The sequence below is a fragment of the Rhodococcus sp. 008 genome (genome assembly GCF_001682295.1).
GTDB lineage: Bacteria > Actinomycetota > Actinomycetes > Mycobacteriales > Mycobacteriaceae > Rhodococcus_F > Rhodococcus_F qingshengii.
This window is the reverse complement of the sequence record NZ_CP012749.1, coordinates 6432602-6455985: the sequence shown is the minus strand read 5'-3', so window position 1 is coordinate 6455985 and position 23384 is coordinate 6432602. Positions and strand designations below refer to the sequence as shown.

Genomic DNA, 23384 nt, shown 5'->3' with positions numbered 1-23384 from the left:
AGAGGTTGCTGCGCGGTGTGGCGCAACGGCGATCCTGGCGCCTGCCTACGTCCGATTCGGGCAGACTGAGATTCTTCGGGCACACCGAGATTCGATGCCGAGGAGAGGGAGACGATGACGGAAGAACTGCGAACCGCGGTAGGTGAACTCATGCCGCGTGCCCGTGAGGATCTGAGTGCACTTGTGGCGATGAAGTCCGTCGCCGATGCACGGCAGTACCCGCCGGAAGAATGCGCGGCCGCTGCGCATTGGGTCCTGGAGGCATTCCGGGCTCAGGGTTTCGCCGATATCGAGGCGATCGAGACCTCCGACGGTTCGGCCGCGGTTGTCGGGCGTCGACCAGGCCCGGGCGGTGCTCCGACCGTTCTGCTGTACTGCCACTACGACGTTCAGCCGCCCGGAAACGAAGAGCTTTGGGGCTCCCCGCCTTTCACGCTCACCGAGCGCGACGGACGGTGGTACGGACGGGGCGCTTCCGACTGCAAGGGCAACGTCGTCATGCATCTGACAGCTCTGCGAGCGCTCGCCGCAGCCGGTGTGGATCCGAGCGCCCACCTGACGATCGTCGCCGAGGGATCCGAGGAGATGGGCACTGGCGGTCTCGAGGATCTGGTGCGAGAGCGCCCCGAACTTTTTGCAGCCGACATGATCCTGATCGCCGATACCGGCAACACCGAAGTCGGGGAGCCGACGATCACGACGTCATTGCGCGGGATCGCGAACGTTGTGGTCCACGTGTCGACGCTCGAGGGTGAGATTCACTCCGGTGTCTTCGGTGGACCGGCGCCCGATGCGATCACCGCGCTGGTGCACATACTCTCGACGCTGCACGACAGCGCCGGAAACACCACTGTCGAAGGCTTGACCAACGATCAGGAGTGGGCGGGTGTCAGTTATGACGGCGATCAGTTCCGCTCCGACGCCGGGGTGCTCGAAGGGGTGCAGTTGACTGGTTCCGGTTCGGTCGCCGAGCAGGTGTGGGCTCGTCCGGCGCTGACCATCCTGGGTATCGACTGCCCGCCGGTCGTGGGTTCGGCGGCGGCGATCACGCCCCGCGCGTCGGCGCGCCTGAATCTTCGTGTCCCGCCTGGCACGGATCCGGCGCAGGCACAGAAGTTGTTGACGGACCACCTCCGCGCGGCGGCGCCGTGGGGCGTCCACATCGAGGTCGTTCCGGAATCGACGGGATCGCCGTTCTCGTCCTCGACGGAGGGTGCAGGTTTCGCGCAGCTGAAGTCCGCGCTCACCGATGCCTACGGCCGCGAAGTCGGATTTGCCGGCCAAGGGGGATCGATACCGCTGTGCAGTGCACTGGCCGAGCAGTTCCCCGACGCGGAGATCGCGTTGATCGGCGTCGAGGAACCGCAATGCCGCATTCATGCGCCCGACGAAAGCGTCGACCCGTCGGAGATCGAGAACCTCGCTTTCGCGGAGGCTCTGTTCTTGAGCCGGTACGGGAGTTAGACCGACAGATCGCGTCGTAGCTTGGCGACGTGGCCGGTGGCCCGGACGTTGTACTGGGCCACCTCGATCTTGCCTTCCTCGTCGACGAGGAACGTCGAGCGGATGACGCCCTGGACGGTCTTGCCGTACATCTTCTTCTCACCGAACGCGCCCCAGGCTTCGAGCGTCGCCTTCTCGGGATCGGAGAGCAGCGGGAAGGTCAACTCTTCGGTATCGCGGAACTTCGCGAGTTTTGCGGGCTTGTCCGGCGAGATTCCGATGACTTCGAGGCCGGCGCCGTTCAGCTCGGCGAGGCTGTCACGGAAGTCGCAGGCCTGCTTGGTGCACCCCGGGGTGCTGGCCGCCGGGTAGAAGTACACGATGACCTTGGGGCCGCGGTAATCGTGAAGGGAAACCTCGTTGCCATCGGCGTCTGGGAGCGTGAAATCCGGCGCGACGTCGCCGGCGGACAATCTACTGTTCTCGGTCACGGGAATCGAGGTTAGTCGAGAAATTGCGCGGCAGGTGGGCGCGAGGGCATTCTGCTCCTCTACGGTAGAGCGAAGTGTCGGCGCGCTGCGTCCGCACAGCAGACCCGCACACAGAGCAGCAGAACACAGACAAGTTGGAGGACACGTGCCCAGGGACACCGAGAGCATCGAACGCGAGATCGAGAAGGCGCGTAACCAGCTCGCGAGCACACTCGACGAACTGACGGTCCGCACCAACCCGAAGCGGCTGGTCGAGAACACCAAGAAGACGGTGCTCGCCAAGCTCAACGAGCCGGCAGTGAAGTACGCGCTGATCGCAGTCGGTTCAGTGGTGGGAATACTCGTGGTCCGGAAGATCATTCGCTGACCCGAGTTGTCGAAGACAGAACATGAAGAAGGCCCCCACCTGGTGAGGTGGGGGCCTTCTTGCAAGTGCGCCCACAGGGACTCGAACCCCGGACCCAGTGATTAAGAGTCACTTGCTCTACCAACTGAGCTATAGGCGCTCGCTCTTGCGAGACAGAACATTAGCCGACAGGCTCAGGAGTTTGCAAAACGCGTGTTCATCGTGGTGACGATGGTTACATCGCTTCCGGAATTCACGAGTGTGGAGGGTGCGAATCCGGCCAGCGGACGGTGCTTTCCAACTGCTGTGCGACGGCGAGAATGGTCGGTTCACCACCGCTGCGCCCGACCAGTTGGACGCTCAGGGGGAGTCCGCGTTCGGAGAACCCGGCGGGCACAGCGGCCGCCGGGTTGCCGCAGACATTCCAGATCGAACAGTAGGCGGCGATCGGCAACGCCTTGCGGACTGCTGACAGAAGGCCGGTTCCTTCGAGTTGTCCGATCGGGCGTGGCAGCGCGGGCGTGGTCGGCATCAGGACCAGGTCGAAGGTGTCGAAGACCTGGTTGACCGTCGCTGCGATTCGCTCACCTTTGCGGTAAGCGAATTTCCCGACGCGCGCGGGAGCGGCTATCCGGCCGATCGACGCGAGTGCTCGTGTGCGCTTCTCGAGTAACGCTGGATGATCGACGCGCAGTGCTTCGTCGCGGACGCCGCCGAGCACCTGGGGGAGAAATGCTGCAGTTGCGTCCGGGTACTCGGGATCGTGCTCTTCGACGTGATGTCCCAACGCGCTCAACATCTCTGCGATCGAATGCACCGCGGCAACGACCTCCGGGGACGGGCGGACGCCCCGGACCGGACTCCGGGTGGACACTGCAATGCGAAGCGGCCCGGGCGCCGACGCGGCTGACTCGGCAAAGCTGGTGCGGAGCGTTTCGGTTGTGTAGTCGTCGATCCCGGTGATACCGGTTATCACGTCGTACACGAGCGCGCTGTCCTCGACGGAACGAGTGAGAGGGCCTAGCGTGCCGAGTCCGCGCCAGAGGTTGCGGTTCGGCGCGGTGCTCACCCGACCGCGCTGCGGTTTGAGTCCGAACAACCCGCAGAACGCCGAAGGCAGTCGGATGGAACCGCCGCCGTCGCCGCCGATTGCCGCTGCGACCATGCCTGACGCGACGGCCGACGCAGATCCTCCGCTCGATCCGCCCGTGGATACGCCGGTGTCCCAAGGGTTTCTGGTGTAGCCGTTTGCAGCAGTCTCCGTGAAGGGCCAGATGCCGAACTCGGGCATCGTCGTCTTGCCGACGATCACCGCGCCGGCGTCGCGCAACCGCCGGACGACCTCCGAGTCAGCAGAGGCGATGCGGGTTGCCGCCGCACCGCCGTACGTCGTCGGCGTTCCGGCGACGTCGTTCTCGTCTTTGATCGCGATCGGAACTCCGTGCAGTGGGCCCAGGCTGTGGCCGTCGGCCTGGCGCTGATCGAGACGTGTCGCTTCGTCGAGCGCTTCGTCTGCGAGAACTCGCACAAAAGCATTGAGCGTCGAATCGAGGCGTTCGATACGGCGAAGTGTGTTCTCGGTGAGCTCGCGGGCCGATATTTCTCCGGACCGGATCAGAGCGGCCTGACCCGCAACCCCGGCAAATGCCAGCTCGCTGCCCGGTGTGGTTTCGCGCTCGGTCATCAATCCTCCAGGCCGTGGTTCCGATAACTGTGAAGTCTATTCACCACAACCTGTCCACCACGACACAAAGAAAAATCCCCACCTTCCGAAGAAGGTGGGGACCTTTGCAAGTGCGCCCACAGGGACTCGAACCCCGGACCCAGTGATTAAGAGTCACTTGCTCTACCAACTGAGCTATAGGCGCTCGCTCTTGCGAGACAGAACATTAGCCGAATCGCCGGTTCGGGAGCAAATCGCCAGGTGGAGGCGTCACCGCTGTAGTCCGATCGGAGGAAATCCGCTGAAAGCGGTAACAAAACGGACGGTTCGGAGCGATTGATACTTGAACGTTACTGACGGCGTGGGCTTTCATGACCGTTGGTAACGAGCGCGCCTGGCATCATTGGTGCAGCGCAGTCATACCGCAAGTCCCACTTGCCTTCCGGTAAGTGGGATTCGCATGTGACGCGGAAGTTAGTCGGAGAAATTGTGAAGCGGAGTCGAACGATGAGTCGTCAAAGGTGGGGTCTGTCCGTGCGCGGGGGGAACGGTCGAGCGTCGAAGGGCGCGGCGATGATCGCGGCGTCTCTCGGTGCTCTCGTTCTGATGACCGCGTGTACGTCGGGCGGCAAGGACGTCAGCACTGAAGGGTCGGCGCCGATCGATTCCAATCCGCTCACCGAACTCATCAAGCCGAAGCTCACCTCGACCGCTGCCGACGGCGCTGTCGGCTTCTCGCCGGGCGACCCGGTCAAGATCAACGTCGCTGACGGCGCTCTGTCCGACGTGACGATGGTCAATCAGGACGGCAAGGCAGTTGCCGGCGCGATTGCTGCCGACGGTGCGTCCTGGACCACCACCGAACCGCTCGGCTACAACCGCAAGTACAAAATCGAGGCCCGCGCATTCGGATTGGGTGGCGCAAGTACGACGGTCACGTCCTTCACCACCAGCGCACCCGGCAACGTCACCAAGCCGTACGTCTTGCCCAACGAGGGCGACGTGGTCGGCATCGGTCAGCCCATCGCGGTGCAGTTCGACGAGAACATCCCAGATCGCAAGGCTGCCGAAGCCGCGATCACCGTCACCACGACTCCGGCCGTCGAAGGTGCGTTCTACTGGGTCAACAATCGTGAGGTCCGTTGGCGTCCGGAGAACTACTGGGCACCGGGCACCAAGGTCGACGTGAGCGTCAACGTGTACGGGCGAAATCTCGGCAAGGGAGTCTTCGGGCAGGAAGACGCGAAGAGTTCCTTCACCATCGGTGATGCCGTCATCGCCACGGCGGACGACAACACCAAGCAGGTCACTTTCCAGGTCAACGGTGAGACCGTCATGACCATGCCCACCTCCATGGGCAAGGACAGCACTCCCACCGACAACGGCGTCTACATCATCGGTGACCGCTTCGCGAACATGATCATGGACTCGTCCACGTACGGCGTCCCGGTCACCTCGGCGCAGGGTTACAAGACCCCCGTCGACTGGGCGACCCGAATGTCCTACAGCGGCATCTTCTTCCACTCGGCGCCGTGGTCGGTCGGGCAGCAGGGCTACTCCAACACCAGTCACGGCTGCCTCAACCTGAGCCCGTCCAACGCCAAGTGGGTCTACGACAACACCAAGCGTGGGGACATCGTCGTCGTCAAGAACACCGTCGGCGGCACTCTCTCCGGTACCGACGGCCTCGGTGACTGGAACATCCCCTGGAGCGTCTGGAAGACCGGCAACGCGGACGTCTGAGTGCGTCCCTGAAGCCTTGAACGGCAGAATGCCCCCGACCGTCCGGTTGGGGGCATTCTGCATCTGTACACCTTTTGTGAGCGAAAGTGCCTCTCGGTCTATCTGAGGCGACGGGAGGTACGTTCGCTCGGTGTCAGCGTCGACCGAACGCGTCCACTCCGGTCATCTCAGCGGACAGTGCCCACAATCTGCGTGCGTCGGCGGGATCGGTAGCCCAAGGTTTCACTCCGCCGACGCTCATGTCATCGGTCTGCGCGACGTCCGCGATGTTGCAGTCCTGGAGATACGCGCCGGAGTGATCGGCGAGTATCGGTGCCGTCGCTGCCCACACCGTTGTAGCGGCGCCCTGGGAGGGAGTCTTGAACCCCGGCACGGCGTCGCCATTCGACGTCGTCCATCCGAGATCGTGTTTCTCCAATGTGGAGAAGTGACGTTGAAGCGGAGTGAGGATGCTCCCGGGATGGACGGAGAACGCACTGATACCGCGTGAAGCACCGGAGCTCGCCAGCTGTACAGCGAATAGAGCATTTGCAGTCTTGGCTTGACCGTACGCAAGCCAGCGGTCGTAACCGTTGCGGAAATGTATGTCATTCCAACGCACTCCCGACAGAAAATGTCCCGCCGACGAGACAGCGACTACGCGAGAACCGTTTGCGGGCATGGCTGGCACAAGCAGGTTCACCAGTACAAAGTGCCCGAGGTGATTGATCGCGAATTGTGATTCCCATCCGGAGCCGACACGGAGTTCCGGGCAGGCCATGACCCCCGCATTGCAGATGATGATGTCCGGAGTGATCCGGGATTCGAGAATTTCTCGCGCACACGATCTGACACTGCTCGGGTCCGACAGGTCGCACGCTCGCACTTCGATACCCGGAAGGTCGGCCACCGCCCTCCGTGCCTGTTCTGGTCGGCGGGCAAGAACTACAACTCGCGCGCCGACCGAAGAAAGTGACTGCGAAACCTCATATCCCAGTCCGGAGTACCCGCCGGTGACCAAAACCGTAGTGCCTGTTAAATCTTGTCCGGCAAGTACGTCGTCGGCAGTGGAGACTCGGGAGTATCCGGTGTTGATTTTGCGCTGGATGGAATTCATGGCTGCGACCGTAAAATCTGGAGTGCACTCCAGGTCAAGGAAAGGTCGCCAGGCAATGCGCGAACTGTCAATCGGTGACGTCGCTGTCCAGACCGGAATCAGTATCGATTCCCTTCGATACTTCGAACGTGAGGAATTGCTCGTTCACGAGGTGGCGCGCTCGGCAGGTGGGCGTCGGGTCTACTCCGAAAGCGATGTCTCTTGGTTGAAGCTGTGCAATCGCTTCCGAGACTCGGGTATGCCGATCGCCACGATCCGCGAATTCGCCGCTCTCGTCAGGTCAGGGCCGGGAAACGAGAAGGAGCGGCTTTCAGTTTTACAGTCGCATGAGGAGTTGATTCGATCCAGGATCGCTGCGATGCAGGAAAACCTGAACGTCATCCACGACAAGGTTTCGGTGTACGAGCGACATGTTCGCGAGGGGACCGTCGTAGGTGTCTGGGAGCCGCAACCGTCGCCCGAGTGATCGACGGCTGGGCCATTTGCGGCGAATTCCAGCTACCCCGATGTAAGCGAAAGTGGCTTTCGGTCTATCTGAGGCGACGAGAGGTACGTTCGCTCAGCTCGGGCACGGGTTGCTCGGGAGCGCGCGATTTGTCGCGGTCGCCACCCCACCCACTTCGGGTGAACGTATCGCTGCCCCTGTCAGAGAAGGGGAGCGATACGTTCACCCGGCTGTGGAAGGGGAGATTGGGGCTGGCGCACAAACCAAAAGAACCCCCGAAAATGTCTTTCGACATCTTCGGGGGTTCCGCTTGGGTGAGCGACGGGACTCGAACCCGCGACAGCCAGGATCACAACCTGGTGCTCTACCAACTGAACTACGCCCACCATTGCCTCGGCCACCGGTTTGACCCGGCTGCTTTGACGAAAGAGATACTAGCGCGAAAGTCGGTCAGGAAGCCAATCGGCAGGTCAGGCGGGACCCAAGCCCTCTACGACGGCTGCAATCTCCGCGCTCGACGGTCCGGGCGCCGCGACGAATGCAGTGCCGCGGTAGTACTTGAGTTCGCGGATGGATTCCTTGATGTCGGCGAGTGCCCGGTGGGCGAGACCTTTTTCGGGCTGGCCGAAGTAGATTCGCGGGTACCAGCGGCGGGAGAGTTCTTTGATGGAGCTGACGTCGATCATCCGGTAGTGCAGGTATGTGTCCAGCGCCGTCATGTCCCGCGAGATGAATCCGCGGTCGGTGGCGATTGAATTACCCGCCAAGGGAGCCGTACCGGCGACGGGAACGTGCTTGCGGATGTACGCGAGCACCTCTTTCTCCGCCTCGGCGAGGGTGACCGTCGACTTACGAACCTCTTCGGTCAGTCCCGACTTTGCGTGCATCTTCTTCACGACGTCGGGCATTGCAGCCAACGCGTCGTCGTCGGCGTGGATGACGATGTCCACACCTTCGCCCAAGATGTTCAAGTCGCTGTCGGTCACCAGAGCCGCAATCTCGATGAGTTTGTCCGACTCGAGTCGCAGCCCGGTCATTTCACAATCGATCCATACCAATTTGTCCTGCACCAGGAACACAGTAGTGCGCGCGGGCGCGGGATAAGGTCTGCGGTGGAAACTCGACGTGTGTGAGACGGCGTTCGGGTGATGACAAGAACTTCGCCGCATTGCAACGAGGAGGGCTTTTCGATGACCGTGGATCCGAAGGACGGAGCCGCGCCGCTGACGCCGGCGGAGAAGGCGAAAGCTGCCAAGGCTGCCGCTGCCGAAGCCGCTCGGATTGCAGCTGAAGCCGCTGCAGCAGCTGAGGAAGCAGAGAAGGAAGCGGCTGCCGCCGAGGCCGAAGCATCGGCCGGAGCCACCCCCGCTGCTCAGGTGCCCTCGGGTGCTGCCGCTGAAATCGCGGCGGGCTATTCATCCGAGGGGCGGGCACTCGAGCTCGGCTCGGTGGTGATCGACGGTGTGGCAGATCCCACCGCACGGGTGCGGATTCCGTTGGCGACGATCAACCGTCACGGTCTGATCGCCGGTGCGACGGGTACCGGCAAGACCAAGACGTTGCAGGGCATCGCCGAGCAGCTGTCCGCCGCGGGTGTGCCGGTTGTGATGGCCGACGTCAAGGGCGATCTCTCGGGTCTGTCGAAGGCGGGGGATCCGAGCGAGAAGATGAAGGCTCGCGCAGTCGAGACGGGCGACGATTCGTGGACTCCCGCTGGGATGCCAGTCGAGTTCTTGTCGTTGGGAACGGACGGAATCGGTATCCCGGTGCGCGCGACCATCACCAGTTTCGGGCCGATCCTGCTCAGTAAAGTGTTGGGCCTCAACGAGACCCAGGAGTCGACTCTAGGGCTGATCTTCCACTGGGCCGACACTCAGGGCCTGGCCCTGCTGGACCTCAAGGATCTGCGTTCGGTCATCGCGCACCTGACGAGCGCTGAGGGCAAGGCCGATCTGAAGGGTATCGGCGGAGTTTCCTCGGCGACGGCGGGAGTGATTCTGCGCGCGTTGGTCAACCTCGAAGCAGATGGTGGTGACACCTTCTTCGGTGAACCGGAACTCGAAACCGAGGATCTGCTGCGTGTCGTCGGCGGTGCCGGTGTGATCACGCTGTTCGAACTCGGTGCCCAGGCGGCGCGCCCGGCAATGTTCTCCACCTTCCTGATGTGGGTGCTCGCGGACCTGTTCCAGACGCTGCCCGAAGAGGGAGATCTGGACAAGCCGAAGCTCGTGTTCATCTTCGACGAGGCGCACCTTCTGTTCGCGGACGCGTCGAAGGCCTTCCTTCAGCAGGTGGAACAGACGGTCAAGCTCATTCGTTCCAAGGGCGTCGGTGTGTTCTTCTGCACGCAACTTCCGACCGACATTCCGAATTCGGTGCTGTCACAGTTGGGTGCGCGGGTTCAGCACGCCCTGCGTGCCTTCACGCCCGACGATCAGAAAGCCCTCAACAAGACCGTCCGCACGTACCCGAAAACCGAGCACTACGACCTGGAAAAGGCACTGACTTCACTCGGCATCGGTGAAGCCATCGTGACCGTACTCTCGGAAAAGGGTGCGCCGACGCCGGTGGCCTGGACCAAGATTCGTCCTCCGAGGTCGCTGATGGACACCATCGGCAACGACGCGATCAAGGCGGCCGCGTCGTCGAGTCCGCTGAATCAGAAGTACGGCCAGACCATCGACCGCGAGTCGGCGTACGAGAAGCTGACGGCCAAGGTGGCCGGTGCTCCGACGGCGGATCAGTCCCTGGATCTTCCGTCGCTGCCCGATCTGCCGCCACCGCCGCCGGCCGAGCCGGAGGGCCCCAACATCGCCGAGCAGATCTTGGGCAACTCGGCTGTCAAGAGTTTCCTGCGCTCGGCGGCTTCGGCTGCGGGACGCGAGATTTCGCGAAACATCTTCGGCACCGGTAGTCGCCGCAGGCGCTGAGGCTCAGGCGCCCGCGAGGTCAGATGCCGACCTCGCGGGCCAGCAGGTCGTTGATCGATTCGCGCCTGATCAACGGCCGCGCAATCCCGCCCAGCACGGCGACGACCGGCGGCCGGCCGACGCTGTTGTAGGTGGAGGCCATGCTGTGGTGGTATGCGCCCGTACACGGCACTGCCAACAGGTCACCTTCATGTAGGTCGGCGGGAAGCCTTGCTCCGACGGCAATTTCGTCGCCCGATTCGCAGTGTCGCCCGGCGACGGTTACTTCCTGGAGCGGTGCGCGCGAATGTCGGTTCACCAGTTCGACGTCGTAGTGGCTGTCGTACAACGACACCCGAGGGTTGTCGCTCATCCCGCCGTCGACGGAGACGAAGGTTCGTCCCCCGCTGATCGACTTGATGTTCTGTACGCGATAGAGCGTGACTCCGGCCCGCGCAGCGATCGCTCGGCCAGGCTCGAGCACGATTTCGGGGCGAGGGAAGCGGTTTCGGGTGCACGCGTCGTCGAGAGTTTCGTCGATGACGTGAGCGAGGCGGGTCAGATCCAATTGGGCATCTCCCGGCACGTAGGCGATCCCATGGCCACCGCCGAGATCGAGTTCGGTGAGGATGATTCGATGCGTGCGTCGTATGTCGTCCATCTGTGCGATCATCGTCTCGATCGCGGGGCGGAAGAGTTCGGGATCGGTGATCTGGGAGCCGAGATGGCAATGCAGGCCGATGAGCTGCAGGTGCGTCGCGTTGGCGACGACGGATACCGTATGTTCCAGTTCTTCGGAAAACGCTGGTAGGCCGAACTTTTGGTCCACGATGCCCGTGGACACTGCCTTGTGTCCGTGTATGTCGATGCCGGGTGTGACTCTGACCAACACCTTCTGTCGGTGGGTGCACACCGACGCGAGCCGTACCGCTTCGCTGGGGGAGTCGAGGACGATCCGGCCGACACCCGCGTTGACCGCCGCCCTCAGTTCGGAAACCGATTTGGCATTGCCGTGCAGGATGATTCGGTTGGGGTCCACGCCCGCGGCAAGCGCGACGGCGAGTTCACCGGCGGAACAGACATCCACCCCGAGTCCCTCGTCGGAGACCCAGGTAGCCATCGCTCGAATCATCAGTGCCTTGCCGGCGTACACGATCTCCGAGTCGGGGAAGATCTCTCGATACGTGCGGCAGCGGTGCCGCACGTCCGCCTCGTCGACGACGTACGTCGGTGTGCCGTACTGGTCCGCGATCTCTTCGAGGGAGACGTCGCCGATGCAGACACGCCCGCTGTGGTCGTGGCGAGTACTGATGGGCCACAACGCAGGATCCATACGCGGTGTCATTGCGCCGCGTAGGGAGGGGAAGATTTCGAGTAGCGTCACGTCGATCTCCTGAAGGTGACCCGCCGTGTTGCGGGCTACCTTCAGATCTACTCCCGAAGATCACCGGTGGGGCGGATCTTGACGCTTACTTGACGCGCCGCCGAACGAGGTTGACGCGGCCCTGACGTCCTCGACTTACTGTGCTCGCCGGCGCTTCCATCCGAACCAACCGAGCACCGCGAGCAATGCCACCGCGGCGCCTCCGCCGATGACCGTCGATCGGTCGGCGGACACACCAACGGACGGAGTTCCGCCGGCACTCGGGGCGTAACCGGCGCCGTACACGGACTCGACCGCCGCTTGGATGTCGAACCCGGTTTCGGTAGCCGGCCCGCAGCGGTGCCCCTCGTGCTCGGCGTCGACGTCGTACGGCGCAGAAACGAACATCAGCTGCTCGGTGCCGAGCACGTAGCTTGTGCCACAACCGTTCCCGTTCGCGAGTGTCCCCACCGACGTCACCGATGCCAGATCGCCTTTGTAGACCCGGCTGACGTCGAACAGGTAGGTGTCCTCGAATCCGTCCGAAGTTTTCTCCGTCGGAGTTCCGAGGAAAACGGTGCTGGAGACGCTCACGGCTTCTTCCGGGGTAGCCGATGATGCGCACGAACATGCATTCGCTGCCGTGGGCAGCAGTAAGGGCAACCCTCCGGTCAAAAGAAGGATTGCCCCGACTGCCAGTGTTCTTCGCATCGCCATTAACCGACTATATGGTCTGCTATGGCCTGCTCTGAGAAGTTTGAGTGAATCAGCCGCCGAGCTTCTTGTAGAACGTGCCCACGATGGGCGCAACGACGGCACGCGGGCTGTAACCGCCCGCGACGGACATCGCCTTGCTCAAGATGCCCGGTACGACGCGCATCTTGTTCTCGGCCAGGCCGTCGAGCGAGACCTTGGCGGTGTACTCGCTCGAGATCCAGAAGAAGTCCGGGACGAGCTTGTCGACGATCGACGCTTCGGCCGGGTCCGGGGTTTCGGTGCGTACGGGGCCTGGGGCGAGCAGGGTGACGTTCACTCCGGTGCCCTTGAGTTCACCTCGCAACGATTCCGCAAAGGTGTTCACGAACGCCTTGGTGGCGGCGTACGTCGCGTTGTTGGGGATCGGCATGTTGCCGGCCGCGGACCCGACCATCAGGATGGCTCCGGACTTGCGCGCGAGCATGCCGGGCAGCACGGCCAGCGTGAGATCGTGCACTGCAACGGCGTTGAGCTCGACCTGGTCGCGCTCGTAGGCCGGGTCCAGCTCGGCGATCGGCCCGAAGGTGGCGATACCGGCGTTGTTGCACAGGATGCTGATGTCGCGGCCACCGAGTTCCTCGACCAGAACGGCACGCGCCGCGCTGTCGGAGAGGTCCGATGCACGGACCTCCACCTCGACGCCGTGCGCGGCGCGAAGCTTCTCGGCGAGGGCCTCCATGACCTCGCCACGACGGGCAACGAGGATCAGGGAGTGTCCGCGTGATGCCAGATCAGCGGCCAGTGCCTCTCCGATGCCGGAGGAGGCGCCGGTCACTACGGCGCGGGCTGTGGTTGTGGGTGTCGGCAGGCTCACGATCAGTCAGCGTAGCCGGTCAGATCTTCGCGGCCAGTCGTGTGCCCTGTTCGATGGCACGCTTGGCGTCGAGTTCGCCAGCGACATCCGCGCCGCCGATGATGTGGGTCACCACACCCGCGACGGTCAATTCGTCCACGAGATCGCGAACCGACTCCTGCCCGGCGCAGATGACGATGGTGTCGACCTCGAGAAGTCGGGGCTTCTCGTGCTTCTCACCGAAGGTGATATGCAGGCCGGCGTCGTCGATGCGCTCGTAGTTGACGCCCGAGAGCTCGTGGACGCCCTTGTTCTTGAGGGCCGCCCGGTGGACCCAGCCGGTGGTCTTCGCGAGGCCGGCGCCGATGCGTCCTGGCTTGCGTTGGAGGAGGTAGACCTCCCGCTCGGAGAGTTCTGGTACCGGAGTGGTGAGAGCGCCCGGGGCCATTTCGGGTTCGGTGACGCCCCATTCCTGCTTCCACTCCTTGAGATGAAGAGTGGGGGAAGTGGGGTGCGTGAGGAATTCGCTCACATCGACGCCGATGCCGCCGGCGCCGATGACGGCGACGGACTTGCCGACGGGCTTGCCCTCTCGGACGACCTCGGCGTAGGTCAGCACCTTCGGGTTCTCGATGCCGGGGATCTTGGGAACCCGCGGCGTCACGCCGGTGGCAACCACGACTTCGTCGAAGGAGCCGATGAGATCTGCCGGTGCGACGCGGGTTTCGAGCTTGACCGTCACTCCAGCCACGTCCAGCATGCGGGTGTAGTAGCGAATGGTCTCGGCGAACTCTTCCTTACCCGGAATGAGCTGTGCGATCCCGAATTGCCCGCCGATCTTGTCCGAGGCCTCGAACAACGTGACCGAATGACCACGCTGAGCAAGGTTGAGTGCTGCGGAAAGTCCGGCGGGGCCGGCACCGACGACGGCGAGGTTCTTGGTCCGCCGGGTGGGGGAGAGGATCAACGTGGTCTCACGGCCCGCGCGCGGATTGAGCAGGCAGGAGACCTGCTTGTGAACGAAGGCGTGGTCGAGGCAGGCTTGGTTACAGGCAATGCACGTGTTGATCTCGTCGGACGCTCCGCGTTCTGCCTTGTTCACCCAGTCGGGATCGGCGAGCATCGGCCTGGCCATCGAAATCAACTGCGCGTCACCGCGGTTGAGGATCTCTTCGGCAGTCTCGGGCATGTTGATCCGATTCGAGGCGGCTACCGGAATGTCGACGTGCTTCTCGAGCTTGCTCGTGATGTCCACGAAGGCTGCTCGGGGAACCGAGGTGACGATGGTGGGCACCCGTGACTCGTGCCATCCGATGTCGGTGTTGATGATCGTGGCGCCGGCAGCTTCGACTTCCTTTGCCAACGAGACGATTTCATCCCAGGTCTGACCGCCCTCGACCAGGTCTGCCATCGACAACCGGAACACGATGATGAAGTTCGGGCCGACGGCCTTGCGTGTGCGTCGCACGATTTCGACTGCCATGCGTCGACGGTTCTCGGAACTGCCGCCCCACTGGTCGGTGCGCTTGTTCGTGCGCTCGCAGAGGAACTGGTTGATGAAGTAGCCCTCACCGCCCATGATTTCGACGCCGTCGTAACCCGCGGACTTGGCCAGACGCGCGCAGCGAACATAGTTCCGGATCTGCCAACGCACCCCACGGCCGGTCAGCTTGCGCGGACGGAACGGATTGATAGGCGCCTTGATCGACGACGCGGAGACACTGAACGGCTGGTAGCTGTAGCGGCCGGCGTGCAGGATCTGCATGGCGATCTTTCCACCCGCGTCGTGAACCGCCTTGGTGATCCGGCGGTGACGGCGCGCTTCGATGCGGTTGGTCAGCTTGGCACCGAAGGGTAAGAGCCAACCGGTGCGGTTGGGCGCGTAGCCGCCGGTGATGATCAAGCCGACTCCGCCACGGGCACGTTCGGCGAAGTACTCGGCCAAGCGGTCGGTGTCCTTCGCGCGATCTTCGAGGCCGGTGTGGATCGATCCCATGACGACGCGGTTCTTCAGCGTCGTGAATCCGAGGTCGAGCGGTTCGAGCAGGCGGGGGAACTGTGTATCCGTCATGACTGAAGATGTCCTTCCGTGGCGTACTCGCCAGTGTCTTCGGTGGCGTACTCGCCGGTGTCTTCGGTGGCGTACTCGCCAGTGGGCAATGCGTCCAGAACTTCCTGGCACCAGTCGGTGAATCCTTCTTCGACGCGGATGCCGCCGCGAAGTACGAGGTACTGGTGCAGTGAAGAGCCGGAAAGCGCTGCTGGATTGGGGAAGTCACGCTTTTCGATGAGTCGGTAGACGTCGAGGCGGGCGGCGTGGCCGTCGCGGTGGCGAGCGACTTCGCGTCGTAGAGCGGGGAGATCGGCGTGCGCAGCGGCCCTGATCTTGATGGCCAACTCGTTGCGCAGGTGGTTCGGTTCGGACGGCTCTGCGATCCATCGGGTCAGTTCGGCGCGGCCGGCATCGCTGACGCGGTACATCTTCTTGTCCGGTCGGCCGTCCTGCGCGATGGCCTCCACCTCCACCCAGCCTGCCTCGTCCATTCGCTTGAGGACTCGGTAGATCTGCTGGTGCGTCGCGCTGTGGAAGAAGCCGATCGACTTGTCGAACCGGCGTGTGAGGTCGTATCCCGACGCATCCTGTTCGGAAAGGGAGACGAGCAACGCATGTTCGAGTGCCATGGAAAAAGTATCTATGCACTCAGGTGCGTATGCAACTAAGTGCGTACTAACTCGGGTGCATAGAGCGTCGTGTATGTCGACTTCGGAGAGAGGCGCCGAGTCGCCCGCGCGCAGTTAGGCTTCGCCGTATGAGCGCCGAGTCCACGAGCACGCAGGCAGAGCCACCCGCAGGCATCGGCGGTGCGGCCACGAAGAGTCAAGTGTTCGCATGGGGGCTGTGGGATTGGGGATCGGCCGCATTCAACGCAGTGATCCTCACGTTCGTCTTCTCGGTTTATCTCACCGACGCGGTCGGTGACGACCTTCCCGGCACGATTTCGGCAACTACGTGGCTCAGCTGGGCACTCGGAATCGCCGGCTTCTTCATCGCGATTCTCGCTCCGATCACCGGACAACGTTTCGATGCGTCGGGTAAACGTAAACTCTCGCTCGCGATACTGACCGGCATCACCGTGCTCTCGATGGCGGGCCTCTACTTCGTCGAAGACAACTACCGCTATCTGTGGCTCGGATTGGTTCTGCTCGCAATCGGTTCGGTGATCTTCGAGCTTGCCGGCGTTCCCTACAACGCCATGATGCGGCAGGTGTCGACACCGGAGAATCTGGGTAGAGTCTCCGGCTTCGGCTGGGCCATGGGATATTTCGGCGGAATCGTGCTGCTGTTGCTGTGCTACTTCGGGTTCATCGTCGGCGACGGTGACACTCGGGGATTCCTGGGATTGACCACCGACGGCGGCATGAACATCCGGATGGTGGCACTGCTGGCTGCAGTGTGGTTCGCGGTCTTCGCAATTCCGGTGTTCTTCAAGGTTCCAGAGTTGCCCAGCCCCGCGGTCGATCCGGGAGCGTCCAAGGCCGGGTTCCTCGACTCCTATCGGGTGTTGTGGCGCGATCTGCGCGAACTCTGGAACGTCGACAGGCGCACGATCTGGTACCTGATCGCGAGCGCACTCTTTCGTGACGGTCTGGCGGGCGTGTTCACCTTCGGGGCCGTGCTGGCTGTCAACGTCTACGGAATCAGCGCTGCCGACGTCCTACTGTTCGGTGTCGCGGCCAACGTGATTTCCGCAATCGGTGCATTGGTGGCCGGACGCTTCGACGATCGGATCGGACCGAAACAGGTCATCACCGTCTCGCTGGCGTCGATGATCGTGGTCGGCGCGATCCTGATCGCGGTGTCAGGGCCGGTGATGTTCTGGATCTTCGGTCTCGCGCTCTGCCTCTTCGTCGGGCCCGCTCAGTCGTCGGCACGAACCTTCTTGGCGCGCATCACCCCGCCTGGGCGTGAAGGTCAGATGTTCGGCCTGTATGCGACCACAGGCCGAGCAGTGTCGTTTTTGGCACCGACACTGTTCGGCCTGTTCGCTTGGCTCTTCGGTGCAGACCGTGCCGGCATCATCGGACTGCTGGTGGTTCTCGGCGTCGGTCTTGCCGCATTGTCGATGGTGAAGGCGCCGGAAGGGGACAGTGCGCTTCCCGTCAATCCTTGAAGTAGACCAACTGGTGTGTCGTAGCGAGCAATGCGCCGTCACTGCCCCAAATTTCGGCCGACTGATCGAAGTATCCGTTTCCGAACCGTTGGGTCCGCGCCGTTCCCAGGACGGAATTGTCTGCCTGTTCGGTCAGCGTCTGAGCGTCGGCGTGGAAGTAGATGGTCATCGAGACCGTTCCAGCCGGAGCCATCTTGCCTCGGCGCAAGAAGACTCGTGGGAAGAAGACATCGCACAGTGCGGTCAGCGACGTGAAGTCGAGAGCGCGTGCCGGTTGATCGCGCACCCAGAGTGTCGTGGTCGAGTCGGGATGCTCACCCGACTCCAGGTCGGGGATCGCACCTTCGACAAAGCGCATCTCGTAGTTCTGTGCCCAGGCGATGAACTCGGGGAACGGCAGCAGCGTAACGTCTTCGGCCGACGGAACTTCCGGCATCGTGATTTCGGTCGACGACCAGGTTTCACGCCTGGTGCCGAACACTGCCGTCGCGGTAGTGGCGACGGTTCCGTCCTGAGACAGTTCGATGGACCAGTGCTGCGTCGAGCGGTTGGTGCGCACCGGCCGGGCGGAGATCTCGAAGGCGCCCTCGGTGATCGGACCGGCAAAGTTGACGGTCAACGACAGCGGATCGCCGAGGCGTTCGGGGTGCTTCAGTACAGATTCGAGCAACGTGGCAGCGGTGACGCCGCCGAACGGCCCGACCATGTTGTTGTACGCCGGATTGGTCTCGCCGGTCGACAAGCCGGCGGTGAGTGGCGTCAATCCGACAGCAGCGTCGAAAGGATGGGGTGATGCAACGGTCTCGGTCATCGCAGAACTCCTGGTGATGGAATCAATTCGGCTCTATGTATGACAACATACATAGAGCCGAATTCGTCGCGGCGATCAGGATCCTGCACGTGCGAGGATCGCCTCGGCCAACTCTTCGGCTCGCTCTTCCGGAATCCAGTGACTTCCGCCGTCGAGCACGACGAACTCGTAGGGGGCGTCCACGAATTCACCACAGCGTTCTGCGCCTGCGCGGCCGAGCGCTGTGTCGCCGGTGCTCCAGACATACGTGGTCGGCACGGTGGTGCGATCGATGTCGCCGAAGTCGCGGGTCATCGCGCGGTACCAGTTCAAGGCGCCGGTCAGCGCGCCCTCCCCGCTCAGGACACGAATGTGCTCGTCGGCGAATTCAGGATCGATCTGGCCGTCGAACATGGCGCGCAGCCGGCGAAAGTTGTCCTCCGACAACACTTCCTCGGCTTTGCCCTCCTGTCGGAGAAGTCCGATGTACGACGAGCGTTGTTTTTGGTCCTCGTCCTCGCGGAGTGCCCAGCCGAAGGCGGTGGGGTGCGGGACCGAGATCGCGGTCAGACTGCGGATCCGGTTCGGATGGCGACCGGCGACCTGCCAGGCGACCGCCGAACCCCAGTCGTGGCCGACCAGATGCGCGTCGGACAGGCCGAGTGCGTCGAGCAATCCGACGACGTCGGCTACCAGGTGCTCGATCTTGTAGGCATCCACCCCTTCGGGGCGTGCGCCGGCGGAGTAACCGCGCTGATTCGGTGCGATAACGCGGTAGCCCGCTGCGGTGAGCAGTGGTGTGACCTTGCCCCAGGATGCGGCGCTCTCCGGGAAGCCGTGCAGCGCTACCAGCGGAATGCCGTCGTCCGGGCCCGAGATCAGTACGTCGAAGGTGAGGTCGCCAACGGGGATTTCGTATGTACTCGTGGAAGACATGACTCTCACCGTACGTCGAAAAGGTGAACCCGAGGTCAGTTTCGAGGTGGATTCCAGGTGGCCATTCCGAGCATGATGACTCGCAGTTGCTTCTCGGCTCGTGTGATGACGGCGGCTTCGTCGCGATACCCGGCCGTCCCGGCGTCCAGCAGTTCGACGACAGCGCTGAACATCGTCGAGACGATCAGGTCGGCAGCCATTTCCAGATCGTCCGTCGACCAGCTTTCCAGTCCGGCAATTCTGGAGAGGTCGATGGTCAGTTCGCTGACGAACAACCGCATTTCGGTGGCTATCGCACGTCGTACCTCACTGACGCCGCTGTAGCGTTCGCGGCAGAGGAAGCGAAACTGTCGCTCGTGTGTATGCACTTGTCGCACAAGGATGCCCAGTGACGTAGCGGCGTCCTTGGTGCTGGGATTACGCCTTGCGTCGCGCAGCATCTGGCGCAACATGCGCATGCTCTCTTCGACGAGGACGACACCGACGTCCTCCAGTGAAGCGAAGTGGCGGTAGAACGCCGTCGGAACGATCCCGGCTTCCCTGGCTACCTCTCGCAGGCTGATTCCGGCGAAGCCGCGATCGGCCGAGAGGTCCATGGCAGTGTCCAGGAGTGCTTGGCGTGTGCGTTCCTTCTTTGCGGCACGACTTTCCGGCTCCCTGTTGTCGGGTTCCCTGCGCTCTGGGTTCACCGGTCCGGCCTTCGTCACGACGTCGAGTGTAGGTACAGGCATTCCGGCTCCTTTCGGCAACTCGTGTAACTCGGATCACATTCTTGTTGACATGTACTTGTGTGCACCTGTCACACTATCTTCGGTGAACATTTGTACACTGAATTCACGCAGTCGGGGGAAGCTAGCCCAGCAATCGATACACCCGGCAATCGAAGTACGAGGAGGGTCATGACAATCGCATCTGCTCCTGAGAACACGACACCGAAGTCCACACCTCGGCGCGGGCTGTCCTTGGTGGGACTGATCGAAGCCATGGCCGCTCCACATCAGATCGATCGGTACCTCGAGTTGGTCAACCCGATGGCGACCGTTCGTGACATCCGCGCGCAGGTTGTCGCCGTCGACCATCCGACGGCTGACTCCGTCACTCTCACGCTGCGCCCGACTCGCCAGTGGCGCGGTTTTCAGGCGGGCCAGTTCGTGCAGTTGGGCGTGGTGATCGACGGTGTTCGTCACACTCGCTGCTACTCGCCGGCCGGGGGCGCGTCTACGCGCAGCGGGCTGATCGAGCTCACCGTCAAAGCGCATCCGGGTGGCTTGGTGTCGCAGTATCTGTACGCCAACGCAGCGCCCGGGCTCGTTGTCAGCCTCTCGCAGGCAGACGGGGTGTTCTCCCTTCCCGTCGACCGCCCGCGTCGGGTGTTGTTGATCAGTGGCGGCAGTGGAATCACCCCGGTCATGTCGATGCTTCGGACGCTGGTGGAGGAGCAGCACTCGGGCGAGATCGTGTTCGTGCATTACGCGAACACCGATGCCGACGTGGCGTACACGCGCGCGCTGAAGACCATCGCCGAGCAGAACCCGAACGTGAAACTGGTACTCGTGTACACCGAAAGCGGTGGAGGTGACCTCGAAGGTTTCTTCGATCGCGGGCACCTCGACGCGGTGGCTCCTTGGATCGCCGATCCGGACACGATCGACGCTCAGGCTTATCTCTGCGGACCTCCCGGACTGATGCGGGGAGTGCGTGAGGTGTTCCGTGAGGTCGACGTCGAGCACTTGCTCAACACCGAGGAGTTCGCGCCGGCGGTGGCCGAGCCGGGGGAGGCCGGCGGCGAGGTGTCATTCACCAAAAGTGGGGTGGCGGCCGAGAACTCCGGCGAAACACTTCTCGAACAAGCAGAAGCTGCGGGCCTCAATCCCGAGTACGGATGCCGGATGGGAATCTGCTTCTCCTGCACCTCCGTCAAGAAGGCGGGCCGTACCCGAAACGTGCGCACCGGTGAGACAGACGACGAGCCGGACAAGAAGATCCAGCTGTGCGTCAGTGCTCCCGTCGGCGACGTCACCGTCGACATCTGAAGTCCCATTTTCCACACGACTGTCTGGAGACCGACATGTTTGGACTTTCACTTCCCACCCTCCCGTTCCTCGGCAACGGTTCCGATGCGAAGGACGACGCTCCCGTCGTCCTGACGTACGAGCAGGTCGAGGAGATCGGCCGCGAGTTGGACGCATTGCGCGATCGCACCGTCGCCTCGCTCGGGGCGGAGGATCGGGAGTACATCTACAAGATCATCAAGGCTCAGCGCGGGTTCGAGGTCGCAGGTCGCGGCTTGATGTACCTCGGCTTCCTGCCTCCGGTGTGGCTCGCGGCAGTCGGTGCATTGAGCGTGTCCAAGATCCTCGACAACATGGAGATCGGCCACAACGTCATGCACGGTCAGTACGACTGGATGCGTGAACCAGGGCTCAATTCCGAAGTCTTCGAATGGGATACGGTGTGCCCGGCCGACCAGTGGCGTCACTCGCACAACTACATGCATCACACGTACACCAATATTCTCGGCAAAGACCGTGACATCGGATACGGCATCCTGCGTATCGACGACGCGCAGAAGTGGAACCCCTATTACCTCGGTAATCCGGTCTGGGCCTTCGCCTTGATGGTGCTCTTCGAGTGGGGCGTGATGATGCACGATCTCGAGATCGAGAACGTCATCCAGGGCAAACGCAAGTGGCACGACGTCAAGCCGCTCCTGAAGGGCTGGTGGAACAAGGCGGGCAAGCAGGTCCTCAAGGACTACGTCATCTTCCCGGTTCTCACGGGGCCGCTGTTCGTGACCACTCTCGCGGGGAATGTCACCGCCAACCTGGTCCGGAACGTGTGGACGTACTCGATCATCTTCTGTGGCCATTTCCCCACCGGTGTCCAGAGTTTCACCGAGGACGAGACGGCCGACGAGACTCGCGGGCAGTGGTACGTGCGTCAGATGCTCGGCAGCGCCAACATCGAGGGAAGCCCGCTCTTCCACATCATGTCCGGCAACCTCTCGCACCAGATCGAGCACCACCTGTTCCCGGACCTGCCTGCGCATCGTTATCCGGAACTCGCTCCCCAGGTGAAAGAATTGTGTGGGAAGTACGGTTTGCCGTACAACACTGGTGGGTTCTTCAAGCAGATCGGTTCGGTATGGGGCAAGATCTTCAAGCTCGCTCTTCCGCCCGGTTTGGTCAAGTCGACGACCCCTCCCGGTGTTATCGTCGAGCGCCAGCGAACTGCAGCCTGAGAGGCACACACTGATGGTCGGGAAATTCGAACGCCGCAAGGACACGGTCCAGGAACTGACCGAAAGTGCAGCCAACCACGTGGGCTCGATCGCGATGATCATCGCCGGGGCCGTTCGAGACGTGACGCGCGAGATCGGCGACTGGGTGTCCGACGGAATCGAGATGCGTGAAGCAGCGAAAAAGGCTGCAGCTGACGATCGTTCGGAGTCCGTGACCATCGAGCACGACGACAGCGATCCACCTGAAGACTGGCGTTGATTCACCGCGGCGGACGGCCTGATCGCGCAACCGCGAGCCGTCTCGCCTGAACGACCACGTTGCCCTCCGTCACAGATGACGGAGGGCAACGCGGGTTTCGTGGACTGCCTCGGCGGCCGAAGACGCGGATCGAACGCCGATCACAAGTGAGGTCCTAAGCAGCGCTGCCGAGGCTCGCCGAGTCGAAGCTGCCGAGCCCGGTGCTACCGAGACCGCTGCTACCGACTCCGCCCAGTGCGAGTGCATTGCTGCTGCCCGCGCTCAGTAGCTGGACGATGATGTTGATGACGATGGGGTCGCCGGTGAGCGGAATTGTAGGCACAGGGGGACCTGCTTTCTGTTTCGAGATGTGGTGAGAAGGTGAGCGGCGACGGGATCGTCGACGTGGTCAGGCGGGCTGTTTCAGCCACTTCCGGTGCTGCCGAGCGACACGATGGAGCCGTTGCCGAAGCCGAGTGCTCGGGAGAGTGAGCCGAAGTCGATGACCAGGCTGCCCAGGGTGTGCTGGTTTATCACGGTGGTTCCTGTCTGTGCCGCGACTGTGTGATGCGAGCGGGTAAGTCGATCAGGGAGCAGGCGTCGTGGGAGTTTCGCCGCCGCCGCCAATCGGAGAGTTGTCGGTGTAGAGGAAACTGCTGCCGGCGTTGAACATCTGTAGGACGGTGTTCAAAACGACGGCCAAAGCGCCTGTGGTTGGTGCGGCGATCATGTGCTTGCTCCTGGTTTCAGCGGTGGCGACGTGGTGGTCACCGCCATCACAGTGTCAGGCGGCTTGGAGCGGGCCCTGTGCGAGAGATTCTCTCGCACAGGGCCCGAGATTCGTCCTAGGAGACGCCGCCGCCATCCGTCGAGCCCGTGCCGGTGCTGCCCGCGTTGAAGAGCTGCAGGATGGTGTCGAAGAAGGCACCGAGGAGAGCGTTATCCTGGCCGTTGATCAT

Annotated in this window: 23 protein-coding genes and 3 tRNA genes; 9 read left to right on the top strand and 17 right to left on the bottom strand. The window is 62.7% G+C overall.

Features of this window, described 5'->3' with window-relative positions; translation table 11 throughout:
- Positions 1-114: 114 nt before the first annotated feature.
- Positions 115-1464: a dipeptidase gene (locus AOT96_RS29790; protein WP_047270271.1), complete on the top strand. Its 1350-nt coding sequence runs from the start codon at positions 115-117 to the stop codon at positions 1462-1464.
- Here AOT96_RS29790 and bcp read toward each other — a convergent pair.
- The gene (gene bcp / locus AOT96_RS29785) at positions 1461-1934 is read right to left on the bottom strand and encodes a thioredoxin-dependent thiol peroxidase (protein ID WP_065352702.1); all 474 of its coding nucleotides are present in this window, start codon (positions 1932-1934) and stop codon (positions 1461-1463) included. The genes AOT96_RS29790 and bcp overlap by 4 nt on opposite strands.
- A gap of 145 nt (positions 1935-2079) precedes the next feature.
- Between bcp and AOT96_RS29780 the strand changes: the two genes are divergently transcribed.
- Positions 2080-2301, top strand: coding sequence for a DUF3618 domain-containing protein (locus AOT96_RS29780; RefSeq protein ID WP_007733292.1), 222 nt, complete (start codon positions 2080-2082; stop codon positions 2299-2301).
- Positions 2302-2367: 66 nt separating this feature from the next.
- On the opposite strand, the gene AOT96_RS29775 is transcribed toward AOT96_RS29780, so the two are convergent.
- From AOT96_RS29775 to AOT96_RS29765, 3 genes are all read right to left on the bottom strand, one after another.
- Positions 2368-2440, bottom strand: a tRNA-Lys gene (locus AOT96_RS29775).
- 93 nt (positions 2441-2533) lie between these two features.
- Positions 2534-3964 carry an amidase gene (locus AOT96_RS29770; RefSeq protein ID WP_065352701.1) on the bottom strand — a complete coding sequence of 477 codons (1431 nt, stop codon included), beginning with the start codon at positions 3962-3964 and terminating at the stop codon, positions 2534-2536.
- Between the two features lie 111 nt (positions 3965-4075).
- A tRNA-Lys gene (locus AOT96_RS29765) sits at positions 4076-4148 on the bottom strand.
- A 368-nt stretch (positions 4149-4516) separates the two neighbouring features.
- Between AOT96_RS29765 and AOT96_RS29760 the strand changes: the two genes are divergently transcribed.
- Positions 4517-5686, top strand: coding sequence for a L,D-transpeptidase (locus AOT96_RS29760; RefSeq protein WP_125052658.1), 1170 nt, complete (start codon positions 4517-4519; stop codon positions 5684-5686).
- A 133-nt stretch (positions 5687-5819) separates the two neighbouring features.
- Here AOT96_RS29760 and AOT96_RS29755 read toward each other — a convergent pair whose 3' ends face one another.
- On the bottom strand, positions 5820-6782 hold the full coding sequence (locus tag AOT96_RS29755; RefSeq protein ID WP_039973324.1) for an oxidoreductase: 963 nt from the start codon (positions 6780-6782) through the stop codon (positions 5820-5822).
- Positions 6783-6837: 55 nt separating this feature from the next.
- Between AOT96_RS29755 and AOT96_RS29750 the strand changes: the two genes are divergently transcribed.
- On the top strand, positions 6838-7248 hold the full coding sequence (locus AOT96_RS29750; RefSeq protein WP_065352700.1) for a MerR family transcriptional regulator: 411 nt from the start codon (positions 6838-6840) through the stop codon (positions 7246-7248).
- Between the two features lie 292 nt (positions 7249-7540).
- Here AOT96_RS29750 and AOT96_RS29745 read toward each other — a convergent pair.
- Both AOT96_RS29745 and orn read right to left on the bottom strand, forming a co-directional pair.
- Positions 7541-7613, bottom strand: a tRNA-His gene (locus AOT96_RS29745).
- Positions 7614-7697: 84 nt separating this feature from the next.
- Complete coding sequence (gene orn, locus AOT96_RS29740) at positions 7698-8297, bottom strand: oligoribonuclease (protein WP_024487359.1); 600 nt, start codon at positions 8295-8297, stop codon at positions 7698-7700.
- 120 nt (positions 8298-8417) lie between these two features.
- Between orn and AOT96_RS29735 the strand changes: the two genes are divergently transcribed.
- Positions 8418-10157: a helicase HerA-like domain-containing protein gene (locus AOT96_RS29735; RefSeq protein WP_058227152.1), complete on the top strand. Its 1740-nt coding sequence runs from the start codon at positions 8418-8420 to the stop codon at positions 10155-10157.
- A 19-nt stretch (positions 10158-10176) separates the two neighbouring features.
- On the opposite strand, the gene lysA is transcribed toward AOT96_RS29735, so the two are convergent.
- The 5 genes from lysA to AOT96_RS29710 form a co-directional block, all read right to left on the bottom strand.
- On the bottom strand, positions 10177-11520 hold the full coding sequence (gene lysA, locus AOT96_RS29730) for a diaminopimelate decarboxylase (RefSeq protein WP_047270266.1): 1344 nt from the start codon (positions 11518-11520) through the stop codon (positions 10177-10179).
- Between the two features lie 135 nt (positions 11521-11655).
- Positions 11656-12093: a hypothetical protein gene (locus AOT96_RS29725; RefSeq protein WP_007733324.1), complete on the bottom strand. Its 438-nt coding sequence runs from the start codon at positions 12091-12093 to the stop codon at positions 11656-11658.
- A gap of 172 nt (positions 12094-12265) precedes the next feature.
- Positions 12266-13069, bottom strand: a complete 804-nt coding sequence (gene cmrA / locus AOT96_RS29720) for a mycolate reductase (protein ID WP_007733327.1) — start codon at positions 13067-13069, stop codon at positions 12266-12268.
- Between the two features lie 19 nt (positions 13070-13088).
- Positions 13089-15119: an NADPH-dependent 2,4-dienoyl-CoA reductase gene (locus AOT96_RS29715; RefSeq protein WP_007733329.1), complete on the bottom strand. Its 2031-nt coding sequence runs from the start codon at positions 15117-15119 to the stop codon at positions 13089-13091.
- On the bottom strand, positions 15116-15730 hold the full coding sequence (locus tag AOT96_RS29710) for a PadR family transcriptional regulator (RefSeq protein WP_042923881.1): 615 nt from the start codon (positions 15728-15730) through the stop codon (positions 15116-15118). Before AOT96_RS29710 ends, AOT96_RS29715 begins: the two co-directional genes overlap by 4 nt.
- A gap of 128 nt (positions 15731-15858) precedes the next feature.
- Between AOT96_RS29710 and AOT96_RS29705 the strand changes: the two genes are divergently transcribed.
- The gene (locus tag AOT96_RS29705; protein ID WP_007733331.1) at positions 15859-17220 is read left to right on the top strand and encodes an MFS transporter; all 1362 of its coding nucleotides are present in this window, start codon (positions 15859-15861) and stop codon (positions 17218-17220) included.
- On the opposite strand, the gene AOT96_RS29700 is transcribed toward AOT96_RS29705, so the two are convergent.
- From AOT96_RS29700 to AOT96_RS29690, 3 genes are all read right to left on the bottom strand, one after another.
- Positions 17210-18031: an acyl-CoA thioesterase gene (locus AOT96_RS29700; RefSeq protein WP_065352699.1), complete on the bottom strand. Its 822-nt coding sequence runs from the start codon at positions 18029-18031 to the stop codon at positions 17210-17212. The two genes, AOT96_RS29705 and AOT96_RS29700, sit on opposite strands and share 11 nt — an antisense overlap.
- A 75-nt stretch (positions 18032-18106) precedes the next feature.
- Positions 18107-18946, bottom strand: a complete 840-nt coding sequence (locus AOT96_RS29695; RefSeq protein WP_003945355.1) for an alpha/beta fold hydrolase — start codon at positions 18944-18946, stop codon at positions 18107-18109.
- A 35-nt stretch (positions 18947-18981) separates the two neighbouring features.
- Complete coding sequence (locus AOT96_RS29690) at positions 18982-19677, bottom strand: TetR family transcriptional regulator (protein ID WP_007733333.1); 696 nt, start codon at positions 19675-19677, stop codon at positions 18982-18984.
- A gap of 168 nt (positions 19678-19845) precedes the next feature.
- Between AOT96_RS29690 and AOT96_RS29685 the strand changes: the two genes are divergently transcribed.
- From AOT96_RS29685 to AOT96_RS29675, 3 genes are read left to right on the top strand one after another with little or no spacing between them, the layout of a single operon-like run.
- The gene (locus AOT96_RS29685) at positions 19846-20979 is read left to right on the top strand and encodes a ferredoxin reductase (RefSeq protein WP_050656813.1); all 1134 of its coding nucleotides are present in this window, start codon (positions 19846-19848) and stop codon (positions 20977-20979) included.
- Between the two features lie 35 nt (positions 20980-21014).
- On the top strand, positions 21015-22187 hold the full coding sequence (locus AOT96_RS29680) for a fatty acid desaturase family protein (protein ID WP_003945297.1): 1173 nt from the start codon (positions 21015-21017) through the stop codon (positions 22185-22187).
- 13 nt (positions 22188-22200) lie between these two features.
- On the top strand, positions 22201-22446 hold the full coding sequence (locus tag AOT96_RS29675) for a hypothetical protein (RefSeq protein WP_003945295.1): 246 nt from the start codon (positions 22201-22203) through the stop codon (positions 22444-22446).
- Between the two features lie 154 nt (positions 22447-22600).
- Here the strand turns inward: AOT96_RS29675 and AOT96_RS35865 are convergent, their stop codons facing one another.
- A complete protein-coding gene (locus tag AOT96_RS35865; protein ID WP_003945367.1) occupies positions 22601-22768 on the bottom strand; it encodes a hypothetical protein in 168 nt (55 codons plus the stop codon).
- Positions 22769-23011: 243 nt separating this feature from the next.
- Positions 23012-23155 (bottom strand): hypothetical protein, encoded by a 144-nt coding sequence (locus AOT96_RS35860; RefSeq protein ID WP_003945326.1) that lies wholly within the window; start codon positions 23153-23155, stop codon positions 23012-23014.
- Between the last annotated feature and the right edge of the window lie 229 nt (positions 23156-23384).